This window comes from Propionibacterium acidifaciens DSM 21887 (assembly GCF_000426605.1).
In the GTDB taxonomy this organism is placed as follows: Bacteria; Actinomycetota; Actinomycetes; order Propionibacteriales; family Propionibacteriaceae; genus Propionibacterium; species Propionibacterium acidifaciens.
On record NZ_AUFR01000009.1, the window covers coordinates 17,108 to 35,054 of the forward strand.

General features: G+C 68.8%; 13 protein-coding genes. 1 reads left to right on the forward strand and 12 read right to left on the reverse strand.

The genetic code is table 11. The features are described from left to right. Positions 1-27 precede the first annotated feature (27 nt). Together K336_RS0104550 and K336_RS0104555 are read right to left on the reverse strand one after the other, a co-directional pair. Positions 28-1,110, reverse strand: a complete 1,083-nt coding sequence (locus tag K336_RS0104550) for a Gfo/Idh/MocA family oxidoreductase (RefSeq protein ID WP_028706405.1) — start codon at positions 1,108-1,110, stop codon at positions 28-30. Between the two features lie 94 nt (positions 1,111-1,204). Further along, entirely contained in the window at positions 1,205-2,386 is a 1,182-nt protein-coding gene (locus K336_RS0104555; RefSeq protein ID WP_211223442.1) for an NAD-dependent epimerase/dehydratase family protein, read from the reverse strand. Positions 2,387-2,632: 246 nt separating this feature from the next. Between K336_RS0104555 and K336_RS0104560 the strand changes: the two genes are divergently transcribed. Further along, complete coding sequence (locus tag K336_RS0104560) at positions 2,633-2,917, forward strand: hypothetical protein (RefSeq protein WP_155944985.1); 285 nt, start codon at positions 2,633-2,635, stop codon at positions 2,915-2,917. A gap of 1,128 nt (positions 2,918-4,045) precedes the next feature. Here K336_RS0104560 and K336_RS14420 read toward each other — a convergent pair. The 10 genes from K336_RS14420 to brxL all read right to left on the reverse strand — a co-directional run bounded on the left by K336_RS14420 (position 4,046) and on the right by brxL (position 17,939). Continuing rightward, complete coding sequence (locus K336_RS14420) at positions 4,046-5,209, reverse strand: isochorismate synthase (RefSeq protein WP_051245404.1); 1,164 nt, start codon at positions 5,207-5,209, stop codon at positions 4,046-4,048. After that, positions 5,209-6,000, reverse strand: coding sequence for an ABC transporter permease (locus tag K336_RS0104570; protein ID WP_028706408.1), 792 nt, complete (start codon positions 5,998-6,000; stop codon positions 5,209-5,211). The genes K336_RS14420 and K336_RS0104570 overlap by 1 nt, the downstream gene beginning before the upstream one ends. Beyond that, positions 5,997-6,785 carry an ABC transporter permease gene (locus K336_RS0104575; RefSeq protein WP_043150296.1) on the reverse strand — a complete coding sequence of 263 codons (789 nt, stop codon included), beginning with the start codon at positions 6,783-6,785 and terminating at the stop codon, positions 5,997-5,999. The genes K336_RS0104570 and K336_RS0104575 overlap by 4 nt, the downstream gene beginning before the upstream one ends. Positions 6,786-6,788: 3 nt before the next feature. Beyond that, positions 6,789-7,784 (reverse strand): ABC transporter ATP-binding protein, encoded by a 996-nt coding sequence (locus K336_RS0104580; protein WP_021797261.1) that lies wholly within the window; start codon positions 7,782-7,784, stop codon positions 6,789-6,791. A gap of 169 nt (positions 7,785-7,953) precedes the next feature. After that, positions 7,954-8,184, reverse strand: a complete 231-nt coding sequence (locus K336_RS0104585) for a hypothetical protein (RefSeq protein WP_028706410.1) — start codon at positions 8,182-8,184, stop codon at positions 7,954-7,956. 195 nt (positions 8,185-8,379) lie between these two features. After that, positions 8,380-10,110, reverse strand: a complete 1,731-nt coding sequence (locus tag K336_RS0104590) for an ABC transporter ATP-binding protein (RefSeq protein ID WP_028706411.1) — start codon at positions 10,108-10,110, stop codon at positions 8,380-8,382. Then, a complete protein-coding gene (locus K336_RS14425) occupies positions 10,107-11,960 on the reverse strand; it encodes an ABC transporter ATP-binding protein (protein WP_211223443.1) in 1,854 nt (617 codons plus the stop codon). The genes K336_RS0104590 and K336_RS14425 overlap by 4 nt, the downstream gene beginning before the upstream one ends. Before the next feature lie 152 nt (positions 11,961-12,112). Further along, complete coding sequence (locus K336_RS17500) at positions 12,113-13,483, reverse strand: sigma-70 family RNA polymerase sigma factor (RefSeq protein WP_233418722.1); 1,371 nt, start codon at positions 13,481-13,483, stop codon at positions 12,113-12,115. After that, positions 13,365-15,167 (reverse strand): DEAD/DEAH box helicase, encoded by a 1,803-nt coding sequence (locus K336_RS19675; protein WP_162142557.1) that lies wholly within the window; start codon positions 15,165-15,167, stop codon positions 13,365-13,367. Before K336_RS19675 ends, K336_RS17500 begins: the two co-directional genes overlap by 119 nt. A gap of 543 nt (positions 15,168-15,710) precedes the next feature. Then, positions 15,711-17,939, reverse strand: coding sequence for a BREX system Lon protease-like protein BrxL (gene brxL / locus K336_RS0104610; protein WP_028706412.1), 2,229 nt, complete (start codon positions 17,937-17,939; stop codon positions 15,711-15,713). Positions 17,940-17,947 lie beyond the last annotated feature (8 nt).

The following is a 17,947-nucleotide window of genomic DNA, read 5'->3' on the forward strand; positions in this document are numbered from 1 at the left end:
ATCACGAGCGAGTCGCTCTGGGCACCGTCATCTGGGTGCGCCATCTGGCATCCGCTCCGTGAGGTGCGCGAGGGAAAGGAACCGGGGAGGTGTCTCAGCACCCAACGGTTCGGCCGGGCCCATGAGCTGGCCTGCATGGGCCCACACCGCGCAGAGGGTCAGCATGTACTCGGCCTCGCGGGCCCGAGCCGCCGGGCTACCCGTCTCCTGGCGGAGCGCATCGAGGAATCCGGCAACGGCTGAGGGCCAGATGCGCTCGAACTGGCAGCGCCTGGTCACCTCGGTCTCGACGGCGAGGCTCTCATGCAACCGGACGGTGCTCAGGGCCTCGTCGGCCTCGATCTCCAAGAGACCCTCCGTAGTGCGGGGGGTTGTGACATTGGGGTGCCAGATGATCTGCCCATCGGTCTCGGTCAGCACAAGATTGCCCGTCACCGTGAAAACGGTGATCCGATGGCCCACATGGGCGAAGTCATCGGGGTTGAGAGGATTCATCCGATTGACGACGCGCAGGCTCACGGGGACACCCCTGAAGGATCCGCCCAGCTGCGTAAGCACGCCGGCGACGGTGCCCTGCGCCTGGATCTCCCAAGGCGTGAAACCACCGGTGATCCGACCTACGAGGTCAATCATCGAGAAGAGGAAGTGGATGCTGCACTCGGCCTCGACGCCAAGGATCCCGTGGTCCTCGCGCAGGACCCGCGCCATCTCCAGATAGCTCGCAATGGTGGGGCTGTGACGGTAGAAGGGGTTGATGAAGAAGGCGCCGCCGCTCCTGGCTGCCTCGCGATAACACTCCACCGCGTCGTCACGGTGGATCGGGTGCTCGAGAACGACGTGCCGACCGTCCGCAAGAAAACGCCTGGCCAGCTGGGAACCCTTGCCGCCCACGATGCCCGAGCGGACCACCACGCAAGCCATATCGAACTCGGGCAGCTCCTCAATCGTGGTAAACAGCGGCAACCGCTGCCGGCTGGCGAAGGCGCGGGACTGCTCGCTCCCGCGCGAGAGTATGCCGACCAGTTCGTAGTGCTCGGGAAGTCGGCGGACACCCGCCACGTAGACGCGGCCGAAGGTGGTTCCGCACACGACCACGCGTGTTCTGTTCATAATGCGCCTTCCTTCTCGGGCAGAGCACGATCACCGCGGCACCCGGGCCGGGGCGCGACGGTTCGGTGAGGGACGAGGTCCGGCGGGGAGGGGCTCACAGGAACCCGGACTCGACCGCCCCGGCATGCTGATGGCGTTCTGTCATCAGCTCGTCCGGCCCGCTCTCGCTCAGCCGCATGCCAGCCTGCCGCAGCGCGCCCATCACCGGTTCGACCTCCAGGAAGCGGTAGGCCCAGTGGGCTCCCGGGGGGCAGCCGGTCTCGAGTGCACGGAGCACGGTCTGCGCGAGCACGACTGCCGTCAGCTCGCTGCTGTCATCGGAGCACACGGCGACAGAACTCCGCTCGAGCACGCCCGCCGTGTGTCCGCGCGCGCTCACCTGCATGGCGGACCAGTTCTTCCTGTCCTCGTCTAGCCCCGACTTGGCGGCGTCGATCTGTGCGAAGAATCTCATCAGCTCTTCAGGCTCACCACTCTCGCTGAGGCTCATGGCCTTCAGGAGCAGCTGCAGTGAAGCTTGATCGGGGATCACCAGGAATCCGGCTAGCTGCGCGATGGCGCAGTCACGAACCACCCTGTACAGCTCGTCGGTGACGAAGGGAGAACGCAGGTTCTCCGGTTCCTGCGGGAAGGAGGCGGTGTCCTGCATCTGCCAGTCGCTCTCGACATGGGGGCAGACACGCCCCTCCACCAGCATCTGACCAGGATGACCGTATCCGTCGCGGGTGCTGAGGATGACGTCAGCGAAACCGGCGAGGCCGCCCTGTTCCCTTCCGCCGCAGCAAACGACCGCTGTGGTGCACTCGTCGAAGGACCCCGCCAGATGCCTCGTCAGGAGGCCCGCCAGTCCGGGAGTGCAGCCCGCATTGATGATGCTGGGGCAGACCCCTGCGTAGTGCTCGAAGCAATTCCCTCCGAAGGGGTCGACGTAGATCGCATCTGCAGGCAGCGCAGCGGCGACACGGTCCTTGATTAGGCACGAAGGCCCGGCGCAGTTCACCACCACCGCGCAGCCTCGGGCGAACTCGCGCACGCTGTCTGCCTTGTGAGCGTCGACGAAGAGGGTGTCCTCATCGGGCGTTCTCCTGGTCCTGTTGCCGCAGATGACCTCACACCCCTCGGCGCACAGGAGTTCGAGCAGGGCCCTACCGACGGCTCCGTGCGAACCGATGACACCGATTCGACGTCCTCGAGCACTGCTCCCCACATTGACTCCTTCACACATCAGCAACTGGGCCACGGACGCATCGGATGCGGCGAACTCAAGCCCCGTCATCCGCTTCCCCTGAAACGAAGAGGCAGTCTGGATGTAAGTTAGGTAAAGCTTACCTAAGCTCAACACTGCAGTCAACGATGTCTCAGACCTGAATTGGGCCTCTTGAGGCGGCTTGGGTGTTTCTGGTGTGCTTTGTTGCTTGTCAGGACGTTTTGGGTGGGTGGTGTGGGTCACTGATGGCGGGGTGGGATCCGGTGGGTGGGTCCGCTCTTGCGGAGGGTGAGGACCGCGTCGGGGGCGACGGCCGTGCAGATCGTGGCCAGGGACGGCCGCACCAACCGGGTCGTGGAGCATCTCGGCTCGGCCCATGACGAGGCCGGACCGGTCTCGTTGATGGCCGCCGGGAGAGCCGGACTGACCGCGCCGGACCAGCAGATGGTGGAGTTCGACGCTGCCGCGGTGACGCACCCGGCGGTGGTGACCGCGGCGGCTCGGCCGTACTGGTCGGTGTTGTGCAGGTGGCGTGGTCGGCGTTGGGATTCGATCAGACCCGTGACGGGGCCTTCTTCCAGCTCGTCCTGGCCCGTCTGAGTCGTCTTGGGTTGCTTGGGGGCTCCTGATCTTGGAGACGAGGACGGGGTCATGGGAGGCAAGAGCACGTCGGGGAGGCCGACACGGCGGCGGTACCCGCCCGAGGAGAAGGCACGGGCTGCCCGACTGGTACGACGGGCGCAAGGAGCTCGGCACGACGCACGGGACGGCCCAGCAGGTGGACCGACCAGACCGGCTGCAGGGGTGGAGCCACTGCGCGCCCGGGTCGAGCAGGCCGACACCGACAAGGGCATCGAGCCCGGCCCGAGGACGACTGAGGCAAAACGCACCAAGGAGCCGGAGCAGGAGAACCACGGGCTTCGCCGGGCCAACGATCCACTGAAACGGGCCCCGGCCCTCTCCGCGGCGGAACCCGACCGCCCTCGAAATGACCCATCAAGGTCATCCGCAGACACCCGCAGGCGCCTCCGAGCAGCCACCACGCCGCGAAGAAACGGCGGACCGTCATCGGCCCGCGCGGCCCGGGACACGGCCACGACGCAGACCCCGCTCACCCTGCGGGCCGCGAACCGGAAGGCCCACGGAGCCCACAAAGGGAATGACGTCGCCCTCAGAACCCAGAACGGCGGCAAGCGCCCTCATGACGTGCCGTCCTCACCCTGCCCGGAGGCGGTCAGCAGCCTGTCCTGGGGGCCGAGCCCGCGGATCACCCGACAGGGAGGCTTATTCATAGGGTTGATCCAAGTTGTTGTCGGTGATTTCGCGGAGGCGTGTCGCAGAAGACGAAGGGCGGCCTGCCCCGAGATAATTAATGCGTGACCAGAAACAATCAAGGAACAGGCCGTGGACCGCATGCTATCACACGACTGCCCCGGGCCCGGATGCAAGACCTGTACCGGAGAATCCACGCGGCGGTCAATGGCGACCTGCCGCCGGCCGGTTCACGGCGACTCGGCCCCCACCAAGGCATCCGGCCCGTTCTGGCCAGTCTGCGACTCTTCTCGCTGCGACTCTTCTCGAGAGTCCATGTTCACTCCTCGATTGTGCATTGAATCGGATGGTGGATGGGATCGGGCGACGACTGGTTTGCCTCGCAATGGCCCGCGCGAGGAATCAGACGACGATCGCTCACGGCCATGGCCCCGCCGTTGGCACGAGCACGGCCGCTCAGGGATCGGTTCTGCCCTCCTGCCCGCCGAGGGCCGTCAGGAAGGTCCGCATCTTGGCTGCGGTCTCGCGCAGCTCTGCCTCTGGTTCGGAGGTGGCGATGACGCCGGCTCCTGCGAACATCGTCGCCCGGTCCCCGCGGAGCACACCTCCGCGCAGGGCCAGCGCCCACTCGCAGTTCCGATCAGCGTCGATCCATCCGATCAGCCCCGCGAAGAGGCCTCTGTCGAACCCCTCGTGGTCGACGATGAAATCGCGCGCACGTTCATGGGGCCAGCCGCACACGGCCGGCGTGGGATGCAATTCATAGAGCAACTCGAAGGGGCTGGCTCCGCCCCTGAGCGTTCCCGTAATCTCGGTGCCAAGGTGCCACACGGCCGGGGTGGGCACCAGTCGTGGACGCGAGGGGATCCTCGGATCATCGGTGCGCGCGCGAAAGACCCTGGCGATCGCCCGTACGACATATGAGTGCTCAGCCAGGTCCTTCCCAGACTCAAGGAGGGCCTCGGAGGCCCGCTCGTCCCGCTCGGGCTCACTCCAGCGGGCGGTGGTGCCGGCCAAAGGCACAGTGCGCACCCGTGAACCCGAGCAGGACAGCACAAGTTCGGGGCTGGCGCCCAGGAAGACCCCTTCCTGGGCGAACTCGCCGTCATAGCCTCCGGGCACGTCAATCAGGTAGACGAAGGCGTCTGGATTCTGTATCCCGAGTCGGACGAAGACCGACTGAGGATCCCAGGGGGCCGCTGCGCACACCGTCGCGCAGCGCCCCAGAACCACCTTGTCCAGCTCCCCTGAGCGGATCGTCTCGACGGCCTTGGCGACAAGGCACCGATAGCCCTCGTGACTGGGCCGCCGATCGGTGACGGCGGTCGTGGACGCAGAGGGAGCGAAGGGCTCGGGCCGACCGGGAAAAGCGCAACTCCTCCAGCAGGCCTCCGCAGGACGGTAGAGCATCCCCGGCCTTGCACTGTCGAAGGGAAGCACCCCCACCACGAGCTGGGGGGCCTCAAGGGGAGCAGCCAGCACCTCCTCGACGGCCCTGGCAACCCCGGTACCGACCCATGAGCGCGGCTCGACGTGCCGCACGACTCCGGTGGCGACCAGATGACGCCCTGAGGAGGCGAACTCGAAGCGGGGCTCCCGCGCCGCGGACGAACTGCTCATCACAGGACCCAACGCCGCAGACCGCTTGCCCGGCGCCGCAGCGCCAAGAGGCTGAGCGCCACGAGACCGCCGAACCAGAGGACGAAGACGAGCAACTGCTGGCCTTCAAGGCCCCCGCCGATGATCGCATCGACGAGTTCGATGACAGCGGTGATCGGTGAACCGTCGACGAGGGGGCGCAGCACAGCCGCGTACATCTCGCGGGGCATCATGGCGGTGTTGAAGAACATGGCGGCCATCACCAGCGGCGCGAAGCTGAAGGCGCCTTGCGGGGTCTCCACGAGATGACCGAGCATGACGCCCACAGCACCGGCCGAGACCGCGACGAACGCCAAGACGACGAGCACGCCCAGCAGATGCACCGCACCACCGAACTCCGCGCCGAGGACAAGACCGAGGGCCACGGCCGCCAGTGTTGTAGCGAAGGCACGCGCTGCCTCGGCGAGGATACGCCCGACGATCGCCGCACTGCGCGGTCCCGGCATGCTGGCGAGGCGCTGCGGCAGCCCCTCGTGACGCTCCTGGACGATCGCCCCTGCACCGAGCAGGCCCCCAGTGAACGCCTGGGAGACGCCGACCATGACGGCCACACCGGTCATGTCCATCTCAGCGCCGCTGAACTGCTCGACCATGCCAGCGAACATCACCCTGATGATCACGATCATGACCACGGGCACACCGAGCGCGGCGCCTATCGTCACGGGCGATCTGCGCCAGCGCCTCAGCAGACGCCCGGCGTGCACAGCGACCGCGCCCGCCCATCCAATGTGGTTCTGCTCGCCGCTACTCATACCGACCTCCTGAAGGTTCGCGAGACCCACCAGGCGCCGAGAACGAGCCCGCCGGTCAGCCATACCAGCGCCTCCCAGCCCGAGTCGCCGGGCGTCTCACCGTTGAGCAAGGCCCGGTTCGTATCGATCATCGGGGAGAAGGGCATGTGGGCGATGAGCGGTTCCAGACGATCAGGCAGCGTGCTCAACGGGATGAAGGCCGTCGAGACCATGAGCAGGGGAAGTTCCACGCCTTGGATGAGTCCAGCCATCTGGACCGGCTGTCTCGAGCGCAGGGCTAGCCCGGAGAAGACCAGCACCAGTACCTCACCCATCGCTAAGGCGACGAGGAATGCCAAGGCCAGCCCGGACCAACTCGCTGGTTCAGCCCCGCACAGCAGCCCCAGGGCGATCACGGTACACAGGGAGAGGATCGAGCGGATCAGATCGCAGATCATGCGCCCCATGATCACGCTCAGGACGTGGACCGGCATCGCGCGAACCCGGGCCAGAAGCCCCGACTCGACGTCGACGGCCAAGGCCATCGCCGATCCCCCGGCGGTAAACATGACAGCTTGGAACATGGCAGCCGCCATGAGGAAAAGGGCGTAGTCGAAACCGGAGCCACTAGCAGCGTGACCGAAGACCACCCAGAAAGCGAGCATCGACATGCCGGGGATCACCAGCGCCGAGACCAACGAGGCGGAATTGCGCATCAGGCGCAGATTGTTGCGCCAAGTGGCTCCGCGTACAGCGGTGAGAGCACTCGACCGCAGCTGGGCAGACGAGGAGTTGGAGAGCGCCATCCCTCAGTCCTCCTGCGTGTCGGCGAAGGCTGTGCCGAGGAAAACCTCGTCCAAGGAGGGCGGGTTGAGCGAGGCCGAGACAGGCTCCAGTTGCGCATCCGCCAGTGCAGCCACGCACCGGGACAGATCTCGGGCCCCGTTGTGCGTGATGAACAGGACCTCGAGAGCCTCGGCCCGGAAATCCTCGGCCGGACGCGAAAGCACGCCCGGCAGCAACTCGATGGCGCACCGTTCGGCCGTCTCGGCCTCGTCGAAACCGAGTCGGCAGATCGGGGCGCCGAAGCGGCGGCGCAGTTCGCCTGGGGCGCCCTGGGCCACGGCCCGTCCCCCGCGCAACAGCACGATGCCGTCGGAGAGCCGTTCGGCCTCGTCCAGGTACTGGGTGGTGAGCAGCACCGAGACCCCGCGGTCGCGCAACTCGTCGACGGTCTTCCACAATTCACGCCGCGACAACGGGTCCAGACCGGTGGTTGGCTCATCGAGGAAGAGCAGTGAGGGCTCGACGACGAGGGAGGCCGCGATGTCGAGCCGACGGCGCATGCCCCCTGAATAGTTCGCCGCACGCCTACCGGAGGCATCGGTCAGGCGAAAGGTCCGCAACAGTTCATCGGCGCGGGCCCTGGCCGCGGACGCGCCGAAACCGTGGAGTCGGGCGAAAAAGACGAGGTTCTCGCGGCCGGTCAGTTCACCGTCGACGGCCGCGAACTGACCTGTGAGGGAGATCGTGCGGCGCACCGCGGCTGGTTCATCGACGACATCGGCTCCGCACACCCGCACTGTGCCCGCACTGGGCAGCATGAGGGTCGAGGCGATGTTCACCAGCGTCGTCTTGCCGGCACCGTTGGCGCCGAGCAGGGAGACTACCGAGCCTCTCAGGACCTCGAAGGAGAGCCCCTTGAGCACCTCGGTGGCTTTGTCACCCCGTCCGAAGGTTTTGCAGAGCTCGCTCACGCACAGCACTACCTCGTCGTCGCGTCCGGTCGTCCGGGACTCGAGCATGAGCATTCCTCCCATGGGGTACGCGTCGCCGTTCCATACAGCCTGTCAGCATGACAGTGGTTAGCATAGCTTTACCTAACCATTGATGTCACTGAGGACTGTCCACGAAACGGTGTAGGTGGTTCCATCGCCCGACAGGGCAGGAGGAGCCACATGATGACCGAGACAATCAGCAGCAGTAGTTGTCGACCCCGGGGTCGGCCAGGTGCTCGTCTCGGTCGGCAGCATCGCACCCGAGGAGTTCCAGGAGCAATGGCAGGTCGAGGACGCGGACGACGCCGCACCGGATCGGCCGGGAGGGCCTGGAGCCGAACGCGCGAGGCGACCTCAACGCGTCGGTCGGCAGCTGCTTCGAGGGCGTCACCACGGCGAGCAATCTGGCGTCCCTCATCAGGAGCATCGACTCCTGCGCCGACATCGTGGCTTAGCCGGCGCCTTCACCGACTGACCGCGCACGGCCCCGGGGCGTCCCGTCGACGACCCCGCGTCGCGGGATGGCCTCGGGGTCTGGTGTGCTGTGGCCTGCTCTTCGTACGGCCTGACGGAGTCTGCTCTCCCCCGGGCGCACGATGAACGACTGCCGACGCGACAGGGGTCACTCGTTGGTGATGCGCCAGCCCTGCGCCTTCACCCGCTCGTTCCAAAACGTGGCGTAGCGCCCTGGCCGGCCGACGAGTTCCTCATGGGTGCCGAGCTGGGTGATGCGGCCGTCCTCGAGGACGGCGATCTGGTCGGCTGCGGCGATGGTGGACATGCGGTGCGCGATGACCATGACGGTGCGGTCGCGGGCCAGCTCGTGCATGGCCGCGACGATCGCCGCCTCGTTCTCGGCGTCGAGCGCGGCGGTGGCCTCGTCGAACAGCAGAATGGGTGCGTCCTTGAGGAGTGCGCGGGCGATGGACACCCGCTGCCGCTCACCGCCGGACAGGCGGTTGCCGCCCTCGCCGACCCGGGTGTCCCAGCCGTCGTCCAGCCGGTCTGCGACCTCGTCCAGGCCGGCGAGGCGGGCGGCGCGGCGCACCTGCTCGTTGTCGGCGTCCGGGCCGCCGAGCCGGATGTTGTCCTCGATGGTGCCGTCGAACAGGTAGACGTCCTGGAACACCAGGGCGATGCGCGCCATGAGATCCTCGGTGCTCATGTCGCGGATGTCGGTTCCGCCGATGCGCACGCTGCCATCGGTGACGTCCCAGAACCGCGCGACGAGCCGGGTGAGTGTCGTCTTGCCGGAACCGCTGGGGCCGACCAGCGCGGTGAGGGTGCGTTCGGGGACAGTGAATGTCACGTCGTCCAGTACGGGGCGCTGACCGTCGTACGAGAAACTCACATGTGCGAACTCGATGCCCGATCCTCCTGGCACCGCGGGTGTCCTCGGCTGGGGAAGGGGTTCCTCGTCGAGGACGCGCTGTGCGGCGTCGAGGGCGTTCTGCGAGACGCGCAGGTTCATGCCCTGCTGGCCGACCGCGTTGAGCGAGTCGACGGCCCGCAGCCCCAGGACGGCGACGAAGATGAAGTCGGCGACGCCGATGCCCCCGGAAGCCAGGACGAGCGCCGAGACGACGAGCAGTAGCGCGTAGATGGCCTGAACGAGCAGGGTGTGCAGCCATATGGGCATGCTCGTCATGCGCAGGGTGCGCACTGTCGCTTTGCGGTCTGCTGTGATGGCCTCCTGCAGGGCGCCCCAGGCCGACTCGTTGCGGTTCGCCGAACGCAGGGCCGGCTGCGCCTGAGCGAACTCCAGGATGCGGGACGAGAGCTCCGCGCCGGCCCGTTCCTCCTCGAGATGCCCGTCGCCCGCGGCCCTGGCCATCCAGCGGGAGCTGGCGTACAACGCGGGTGTGAGGACGAGGAACGAAAGCCCCACCCGCCAGTCCACGACGAAGAACAGGACGGCGACCGTCGCCGGGGTCAGCATCGAGAAGATGAGCTGCCGCATGAAGTTGCTGGGCATGTTCATGATCATCTGCAGGTCGTGGGTGAGCAGGGTCGACATCTGGCCGCTGCGTTCCTTGGTGAACCAGCCGAGGGGCAGCTGAACCATGTGGTCGCCCAGCCGGTGCTGGATGGGCCGCAGCACGTGCTTGATGCCGATGAAATAGCCGCGGTTGTCCACCCAGTACAGCACGATGCCGTAGGCGACGGCCACCACCGCCCCGATGGCGAGCAGGACGAGGGCCCGGCCGAGGTCACCGCCCACGAGGCTGCGCAGCAGCGGCAGCAGCAGCGCGAAGATGGCGGCCTCCAGCAGGCCCGTGACGACGTAGGCCCCGGCCTGCGGCAGCACGCCGGTCCTGCCGGCGGCGAGCCGGTCCATCTGGTCGATGATCATCGCGCGTCGCTCCCCTCCTTGACCGTCTGTTTGCGCCAGAGCGCCGTATATCGCCCGTCCCTGGCCAGCAGCTCGTCGTGGGTACCGCGTTCGACGATGCGCCCGCGCTCCACGACGAGGATCTGGTCGGCGTGGGTGATGGTGTTGAGCCGGTGCGCGATGACGACGGTCGTGCGGCCCCGGGCCAGGTGCGCGAGCGCGTCCTGGATGGCCACCTCGTTCTCGGGGTCGGCGTGGGCGGTGGCCTCGTCGAGGATGAGGATCGGCGCGTCCTGCATGATGGCGCGGGCGATGGCCACGCGCTGGGCCTCGCCGCCGGAGAACTCGCCGTCGTCGGAGCCGATGACGGTGTCGTAGCCGTGGGGCAGTTCCATGATGCGGTCGTGGATCTGGGCGCTCCTGGCCGCCGCGATGACCTCGTCGTCGTCCGCGTCGGGGCGCGCAAGGCGGATGTTGTCGCGGATGCTCTGGCGCAGCAGCATGCTGTCCTGCAGCACCATGGCCGTCCTCGACAGCACCTGCGTGGTCGTCACGTCGCGGAGGTCCAGGCCCCCGATCCTCACCGCTCCCGACGCCGGGTCCCAGAAGCGCGGGATGAGGCGGGCGAGGGTCGTCTTGCCGCTGCCCGAGTCCCCGACCAGCGCCGTCACCGTGCCCGGGCTCAGCGTGATGTCGACGTCGGTGAGCACCGGCGCCGAGTCCGTGCCGTAGGCGAAGCTCACCCCATCCATCTGCACGCCCAGCTCGCCGTCGGGGAACTCGCCGGGTTCGTCGGGCTCGGTCAGGGGCTCGGCGGCCAGGACGGCGCCCAAGTGTCCGCTGCTCTGCAGGGCCAGACGCAGGAAACCGAGGGAGGTTGCCATGTGGAGCAGGGCGCTGGGAATGCCGACGCCGAGGATGAGGAAGGGGACGCAGTCGACGAGCCCCAGCCAGTCCCGCGAGACGAACAACATGGTCAGGGCGGAAAGCAGGATGAGCATGACGGCCGGCGAGAAGAGAGCCATGACGGTGCTGAACGGCGCCGCTGTTCTGATGGCCCAGAGGTAGGCGATGGCGGACAGCCGGTCGACGGCCTGCGAGAAGCGCCGGTTGGCGCGGGCCGAGGTGCCGTAGGTCTTCACCACCTCGACGCCGTCGATCATCTCGACCGACGCGGCGGACAGCTCGACGATGGCGTTGTTGTACTCGCGGTTCAGGCGATCGTGGTCCTTGCTCATGAGGATGAGCGAGACACCCAGGCCCACGACGACGTACAGCAGCAGGACGAGCGCGAACCGCCAGTCGACGGTGAACAGGTAGACCAGCGGGATCAGTGGGGACAGGAGTACCGCGGTGATGTCAGCCGGGGCGTGCCCGACCGCCTGGTGCATGGACAGCACGTCGTCGGAGGCGGCCTGTTTCACCTCACCGGACGGGTTGTCGAGGAACCACCCGAGGGGCACCCGGGACAGGTGCCGGATGAGTTCCTCGCGTACCCTGACGCGGAAGTCCGCGTCGGCGTGGTGGCAGATGCCCGTTCCCAGGCCGAAGAGCGCCCGGCCCGCCAGTGCGGCGACGGCGGCGACGGCGAGCGGGACGGCGAGCTCGCGGGACGAGTCGATCCGCCCGGTGAGCGCCTGCTGGGCGATGCGGGTGATGACGAGGTAGGGGATGAAGGTGCACACGGAGGAGACGGCGGTCAGCACCGCGCCCACGATGATGGTGCGCGCCACCGGCCTCGTGAAGCGCCTCAGCACGGCGCTCGCGCTGGCTTGCTGGCCGGGTTCCGCCCCCGCACCCGGCTCCCGCGACGTCTTCGGCTCGGGGCCGCCGTCGACCGGCTCGTCCATCGGTCCGGAACCGCTGCTCATCGCGCCCTCCCCTCTGGCCGCCCCCGGCCATCACGAACGGCCCCGCGGCGGACGGCCGATGGCCGAGCCGCAAGATCGTATTTTGGAAAGGCTAGCCTAATTCATGCGAGAACGCGACGGCCGGGCCCGCAGCGCAGCGTCTCTGGCGTCCCTCAGGCGTCGCGCCCCCGCCGGGGGCGGTAGCGCTCCTGCTCCGAGTCCTCGTCGAGGACCCGTCTGGGACGGTGGCCGGATTCCGGCGGCACGTCGCCGGGCAGGGCCCGCCGCGGCCGGTACAACGCCACGACGGAGTCCGGCAGGGCGCGCCTCGGCGCCTGCTCCCGTCCCGGCTCCTCGATCCCGGGAGCCGCTTCGCGGCGCCGGAGCACGCTCCGCGCCGGCCCGCCCGCTGCGCCACCCGCAGTCGTCTTCCGACCCGCGGTTCCGGAAGGCCCCGGCGGGATCGCGCCGACCGAGGGCCCCCTCCGCCCGAGGGCCCCGGAACCGGCTCGGGAGGCCGTCCTCGCCGCGCGTCCGACTGCCCTCGGAGCGCCTGCCCTCGAGGCGGCCATCGCGGGCCCCGGCTCCGCGGGCGCCCTGGGCGCCGTGCGCGCCCCTCCCCTCGGCGCCGTCCTTGTCGCCACGGTCTCCGGTGAGGCCGGCGGCCCGGCGGCGAGCTCGGCGGCGATGCCACGGCACCGCTCGAGCGCCTTCTTCTCGATCTGGCGGATGCGTTCGCGGGTGAGGCCGAAGCGCGTCCCGATGACGTCCAGGGTCTCGGGCTCCCCGGTCACCAGGCCGTACCGGTAACGCAGAATCCTCATCGCCCGGGGATCCTCCGCGCCGAGGCATTCGAGGATCTCCGTCGTTTCCCGGTCCGGGTCGAACCGTTCGACGAGCTCCTCGGGATCGGGCGGGGGCTGCCCGGCCCCGGGGACAGCGATGATGCGGGCATCCTCGTCCAGCAGGTCCACGTCGAGCACCGGGCGCGAGAGCCTGGCGGCGCGCCCCAGTTCGTCGGCGCTGATCGCCCTGTCGGGCAGCCCGTCGGGGTGCGCGCGGACGAACCCGCCCCAGCCAAGACCCTCGCCCCGGCGGATGCGGTCGGCCGCCCGGCGCTTCTCCTCGAAGTGCACCGGCACGCGGATGAGGGCGCCCCGGTCGGCGAGGGCCCTCGTGACGGACTGCCTGATCCACCAGGTTGCGTAAGTGGAGAACTTGTTCCCGCGCCGGTGGTCGAACTTCTCGACGGCCCGGATGAGGCCCAGGTTGCCCTCCTGCACGAGGTCGATGGGTTCCATGCCCCGGCTCCGGTGGCGCGCGGCGATGGACACCACGAGCCTCAGGTTCGAGGTGATGAACTGGTGGCGGGCGGCCCGGCCCTCCGCCGCGATGCGCCGCAGGTCCTCCTCGTCGAAGCGCTCATCAGCGGCCTCGAGGAGGTGCTGGGCGTAGAGGCCGGCCTCGATGAGGGCGCCGAGGCGGCGCTCGTCCTCGGCGTCGAGCAGCGGATACCTCCTGATGGCCTCCCGGTAGTCGCGCAGCGCGTCCGCCGACGGCTCGCCCCCGCCGGGGCGTCTCGGACGGCCGCTCTTCCGGCCCCTGCCGTTGCTCCGGAGGCCGACGGGCGTGCGGTCGGAGGCGGAGCCGTCCCGGCCCCCGGCATCGCTCGCCACTGCGCCGGTGCTCCGCGGGCGGCCGGGCCCGTGCCCGGGCATCGGCTGCACGGCCCCCGGTGCGCTGCGAGGCGTTCCGGCCCGTGTCAGGGCCCGCCGCCCGGATCATCCGTTCCTGCACCGCCCGGCCCGCCCGGGGATCGGCGGCGAGGAACTCGAGCAGATGCGGCAGGCCATCCTCGGTGCCGAGGTCGAACTCCCCCATCTCGCACGCAGCGGGGGTGCACTCCGCGTAGAAGTCCTGCTGCCCGCTCGACACCGGCCTCCGGGCGAGGGGATCCTCGACCGTGTCCTGCGCGTAGAGCACGACGAAGCGGGCGATCTTGCCCCGCCTGCGCCTCAGGACGCGGCCGAGGCGCTGGATCATCTGGCGGCGGCTCCTGGTCGCGGCCATGACGACGCCGAGATCGGCGTCCGGCACGTCGACGCCCTCGTCGAGGATGCGCGGCGCCGAGACCGCATCGACCGAGCCGTCGCGGAGCAGTTCGAGCCGTTCCTCGCGCTCCTGGTCGGCCATGCTCGAGTGCATGGCGGCCGCCCGGCAGCCGGCGGAGCCCAGGACTTCCGCGGCCTCGCGGCTGCCCTCCTTCGTCTGCGTGAAGACGATGGCCCCCGCGCTGGCCCGCACGGCGGGGGCGAGGCCCTCGAGCGCCAGCGCCTTCATGCGCGTCCCCGACAGCAGGGCGCGGCGGTCGGCGAACCTGGCCAGGTAGCAGCGGGCGAGACGACGGCCCGCGGAGGACTCCCCCTGCTCGGCCAGCCGGCTCACCTGCTTCAGGAATTCGCCCACCGGTTCGGGCTCGAGGCCATGGTGTTGGACCAGCTTCTTACGGACGTTGAACAGGGTCTCCTCCAGCTCGTCGTAGGTCTCCCGTTCGTCACGGCCGAGGGGCACGGCGGCGAAAGCGATCTTGAAGGGGGCGATGAGCTGGTCGGCGGCGGCCCGCTGATAGCCCATCCCGAAGCGGACAGGGCCGAAGTAGTCGCGCAGGATGCTGTCACCGGCGTCTCCGCGGGCCAGCGTCGCCGTCAGGCCCAGCCGCCACGCGTACTCGGGGCGCAGCGCCCGTGAGAACGACTCGGCCCCGTAGCGGTGACACTCGTCGGCGACGAGCAGACCGCTCTCCCCCTGCCGCAGGGCCGGACGGTGGTGGGCCGCCTGGACCGTGGTCACCATGACCCGCCAGGGCTGCGATGCCCTCAGGTCGGCGCTCACCGCCATGCCGGGCAGCAGTTCGTGCAACGAATCCGCCCACTGGGCGACGAGCGTCCTGGTCGGCACGAGCACCACCGCCCGCATCCCCGCGGTGGCCGCCTCGCTCACCGCGGCGATGCCGACGCGGGTCTTGCCCGCTCCCGTCACCGCCTCGACGACGCCCGTGCGGTCTGCGTCGCGCCATGCGGCGAGCGCCTCGGCCTGCCAGGCGCGGAGGGGGACGCGGGCGTCGGCGTCAGGAGTTCCCGAGCCGGGGCAGGCCTCCGGAGCGGGGCGCACAAGAACCAGGTCGGTGGTCCGCGGCACGCCGGCACTCGGCACCACGAGATCGCTCACGCGACCGTCCTCAGCGCTCATGCCCCCGCCCCACCGTCCAGTGATGTTCCGCGCAACAGTGTAGAGGTGCCCACCGACACGATCGCCGGACGGGCCAGAACCCGGCGACCAGGACGGGGCGCCGGCGGCAGGGCACGCGGGAGCCCGCGCCCTGCGGAGTGGCTGGCGGGGAGGGAATCTCGCCCGCGGTCGGTACGTAGGGCCAGGCGATCAGCCGGCGGAGCGGCTGGTGCGACGGGAGTCCCGCCCGTGAGGGGCCGGCATCTCGACCCGGAGATGGCCGAACTCGTGCACGAAGGGAGCCCCGCCCGTGGGGGCCGGCATGAAGCGCCCCCGTCAAGATCCAGTGCGCCGGTGAGGATCCCCGAATCCGAGGCGTGCAAAACGGAGCATGTCGAGCGGAGCCCCCGGCCAGAGGGGCACAGGGGGTGACGTTCTGGGAAGCTTATTCACAGCACGACAGGACGGAGGTCTGACAGGGGGAAGCACTCCTGCGAACAACTCTTGTGAATAAGCCTCTGGATGAGTCGCCGGGGAACGGCGTCACCGCGACTGGTCCCGTCGCATGTACGTGACGGTGAACTCCTTGACCTGCCGGTAGCGCTGCTGGCGCAGGCGCAGATCGAGCCAGTCCGTGTCGAAGGGCTGGAAGACGTCGAGACCGCGGCCCAGGACGATGAGCCAGCCCGTGTCGGCGCTGATCGAACGGTCGTGGATGGTGTCGCTGAACTCGTAGTCGAAGCCGATGCCGGCGACGGCGGAGCTGGTGCGGATCATCTCCAGGTTGGCGAGCTGCTTCCTGGCGTGCTCGGGGTTCTCGTCGACCTTGGTGACCAGATGGACCTCGGTCTCAGTGGCGTCATCGGTGACCTTGGCGATGGTCTCGATGAGCTCCATGAGGTTCCTCGCCTGATGGGGCTGCCGGATGAACGGGTCAGCGACGGTGACCTTCGTGGCACCCCGCAGGTAGGGGCCGAAGAAGCGATCGAAGCTGAATCCGCGCTGACCGTCGCGGAAGGAAAGATGCTGCTCCTCCAGTTCCGACACCGCCGGTGACGAGTCCGTGGGCGCAGGCACGGCCCCGTCCGCTGTCGAGCCGGCAGCATCCCCGGCGGCGCCGCTGCGGGCTCCCTCCTCGTTGCCGGCCGACGCGCCGACTCCGTTTCGCCCTCGGCCCGAGGCCTCAGCCTCCCCCTCGTCCGCGACGTCCGCACTCGGCGTGCCACGGCGGTACAGCTCGGGGTACTCGTTCTCCTCGAGCACCGGGACGGAGGACCACTCCCCGTCGGCGCCCCGGTAGCCGAAACGCACCGGGGTCATCGTCGTGTCGATGCGCACGAGCTGGTCCTTGACGCGTTTGCGCCCCTCGATGGCGGCGCGCAGCAGCGCCTCGATCTCGTCGCAGCTCGCCCGCCCCGTCGGGTGGACCAGTTTCATGAGGCCGGAGAAGGTCTTGTGGATGCCGTCGCGGTCGCGGGTGGAGATGTCGGCGGAGAGCTGGAAATGCTCTCGGTAGCGGTCGGAGTAGTCGAGGTCGCGCATCGACTTGAGCACCTCGGCGAGGTAGTCGACGACGAACCCGTAGCCGGTGGCGAACATCTCGCCGCGGATCTGCTCGAACTCCCAGCCGGGAATGTAGGCGTGGATGCGGTCGAGGAAGGCCGGGTCGTGGTACTGCTCGGGCAGCTCGTCGAACAGGTCCGAGTTCTTCAGCATGTAGGGCACCGTGTGGGTGGTGTTGCCGATGAAGACCATGGAGGCCTCGGCGCCGAGCGTCTCCACGCCGCGGGAGAAGGACTTGTTGGCCATGTAGTTCTTCATGATGTCCACGAGCCCCCGGTCGGCCCGCTTCTTGCGTCCGGCGAACTCGTCGAAGGCCACGGTGTCCCAGTAGCCGACCAGGCCGATCCTCCCGGTGGAGTTGTTGACGAACAGCTTGGCCGCGGTGACCTCCCCGCCGGAGATCAGCATGCCGTGGGGTGAGAACTCCGAGTAGATGTGGGACTTCCCGGTGCCCTTGGGGCCGAGCTCGATGAGATTGTAGTTGCGCTCCACGAAGGGGATGAGCCGCACCAGGTGCAGCAGTTTTGCTCGGGCTCCGAGCAGCTCTGGGTTGAATCCGATGGACTGGACGAGCAGGTCGATCCACTCGTCAGTGGTGAATCTGGCGCGAGTCGCCTGGTAGCCGTCGAGGTCGAGGTTGGACAGCTGGATGGGTTTGAGGGAGTGCAGCCGCCACGGCGCCTCCTTCGGATCGCCGGAGTGGGCGTACACGATGTCGCAGATGCACCACACCCCGCCGGTGAGCAGCTTGGGGTGCTTGCGCACCACCTCGGAGCTGATCTCCACCCGGGAGATGCCGAGATTGGAGAACTCCGCCTCGTAGACGTCGTCCCGCTCGTTGAGCGCGACGGACACCTTGTCGATGACCCGGTGCCGCCCCTTCTCCCTGATGCGCGACTGCACCAGGCGGTTCTCGCCGCGGTGCACGTAGTGGTCGCGCAGCACGTTGCGCACCTGCTCGATGCCGGAGCGGATGCTCGCCTCGTCGTCGGTGGCGGCGTACTGGCCGAGCAGGTACTCCAGCACGTAGGTGGGGACGATGGCGTTGCCCTTGACCGCCTTGACGAGGTCCTTCCTCACGACCACGCCGGGGAAGGCCTCATTGATCCTACGGTCGAGCGGCGTCATGCCACCGGGGCGGGGAGCCGGGCCCGCCGCGTCCGGCGCCCGGTAGCCCTGCCCCGCCGTGTCGTCCATCTCGTCGTTCATGCATGCCC

Coding starts and splice junctions, on each gene's coding strand:
- K336_RS0104550 (WP_028706405.1), bottom strand. CDS start 1,110: ATGAACAGAACACGCGTGGTCGTGTGCGGAACCACCTTCGGCCGCGTC.
- K336_RS0104555 (WP_211223442.1), bottom strand. CDS start 2,386: ATGACGGGGCTTGAGTTCGCCGCATCCGATGCGTCCGTGGCCCAGTTG.
- K336_RS14420 (WP_051245404.1), bottom strand. CDS start 5,209: ATGAGCAGTTCGTCCGCGGCGCGGGAGCCCCGCTTCGAGTTCGCCTCC.
- K336_RS0104570 (WP_028706408.1), bottom strand. CDS start 6,000: ATGAGTAGCGGCGAGCAGAACCACATTGGATGGGCGGGCGCGGTCGCT.
- K336_RS0104575 (WP_043150296.1), bottom strand. CDS start 6,785: ATGGCGCTCTCCAACTCCTCGTCTGCCCAGCTGCGGTCGAGTGCTCTC.
- K336_RS0104580 (WP_021797261.1), bottom strand. CDS start 7,784: ATGCTCGAGTCCCGGACGACCGGACGCGACGACGAGGTAGTGCTGTGC.
- K336_RS0104585 (WP_028706410.1), bottom strand. CDS start 8,184: ATGCTCCTGATGAGGGACGCCAGATTGCTCGCCGTGGTGACGCCCTCG.
- K336_RS0104590 (WP_028706411.1), bottom strand. CDS start 10,110: ATGATCATCGACCAGATGGACCGGCTCGCCGCCGGCAGGACCGGCGTG.
- K336_RS14425 (WP_211223443.1), bottom strand. CDS start 11,960: ATGAGCAGCGGTTCCGGACCGATGGACGAGCCGGTCGACGGCGGCCCC.
- brxL (WP_028706412.1), bottom strand. CDS start 17,939: ATGAACGACGAGATGGACGACACGGCGGGGCAGGGCTACCGGGCGCCG.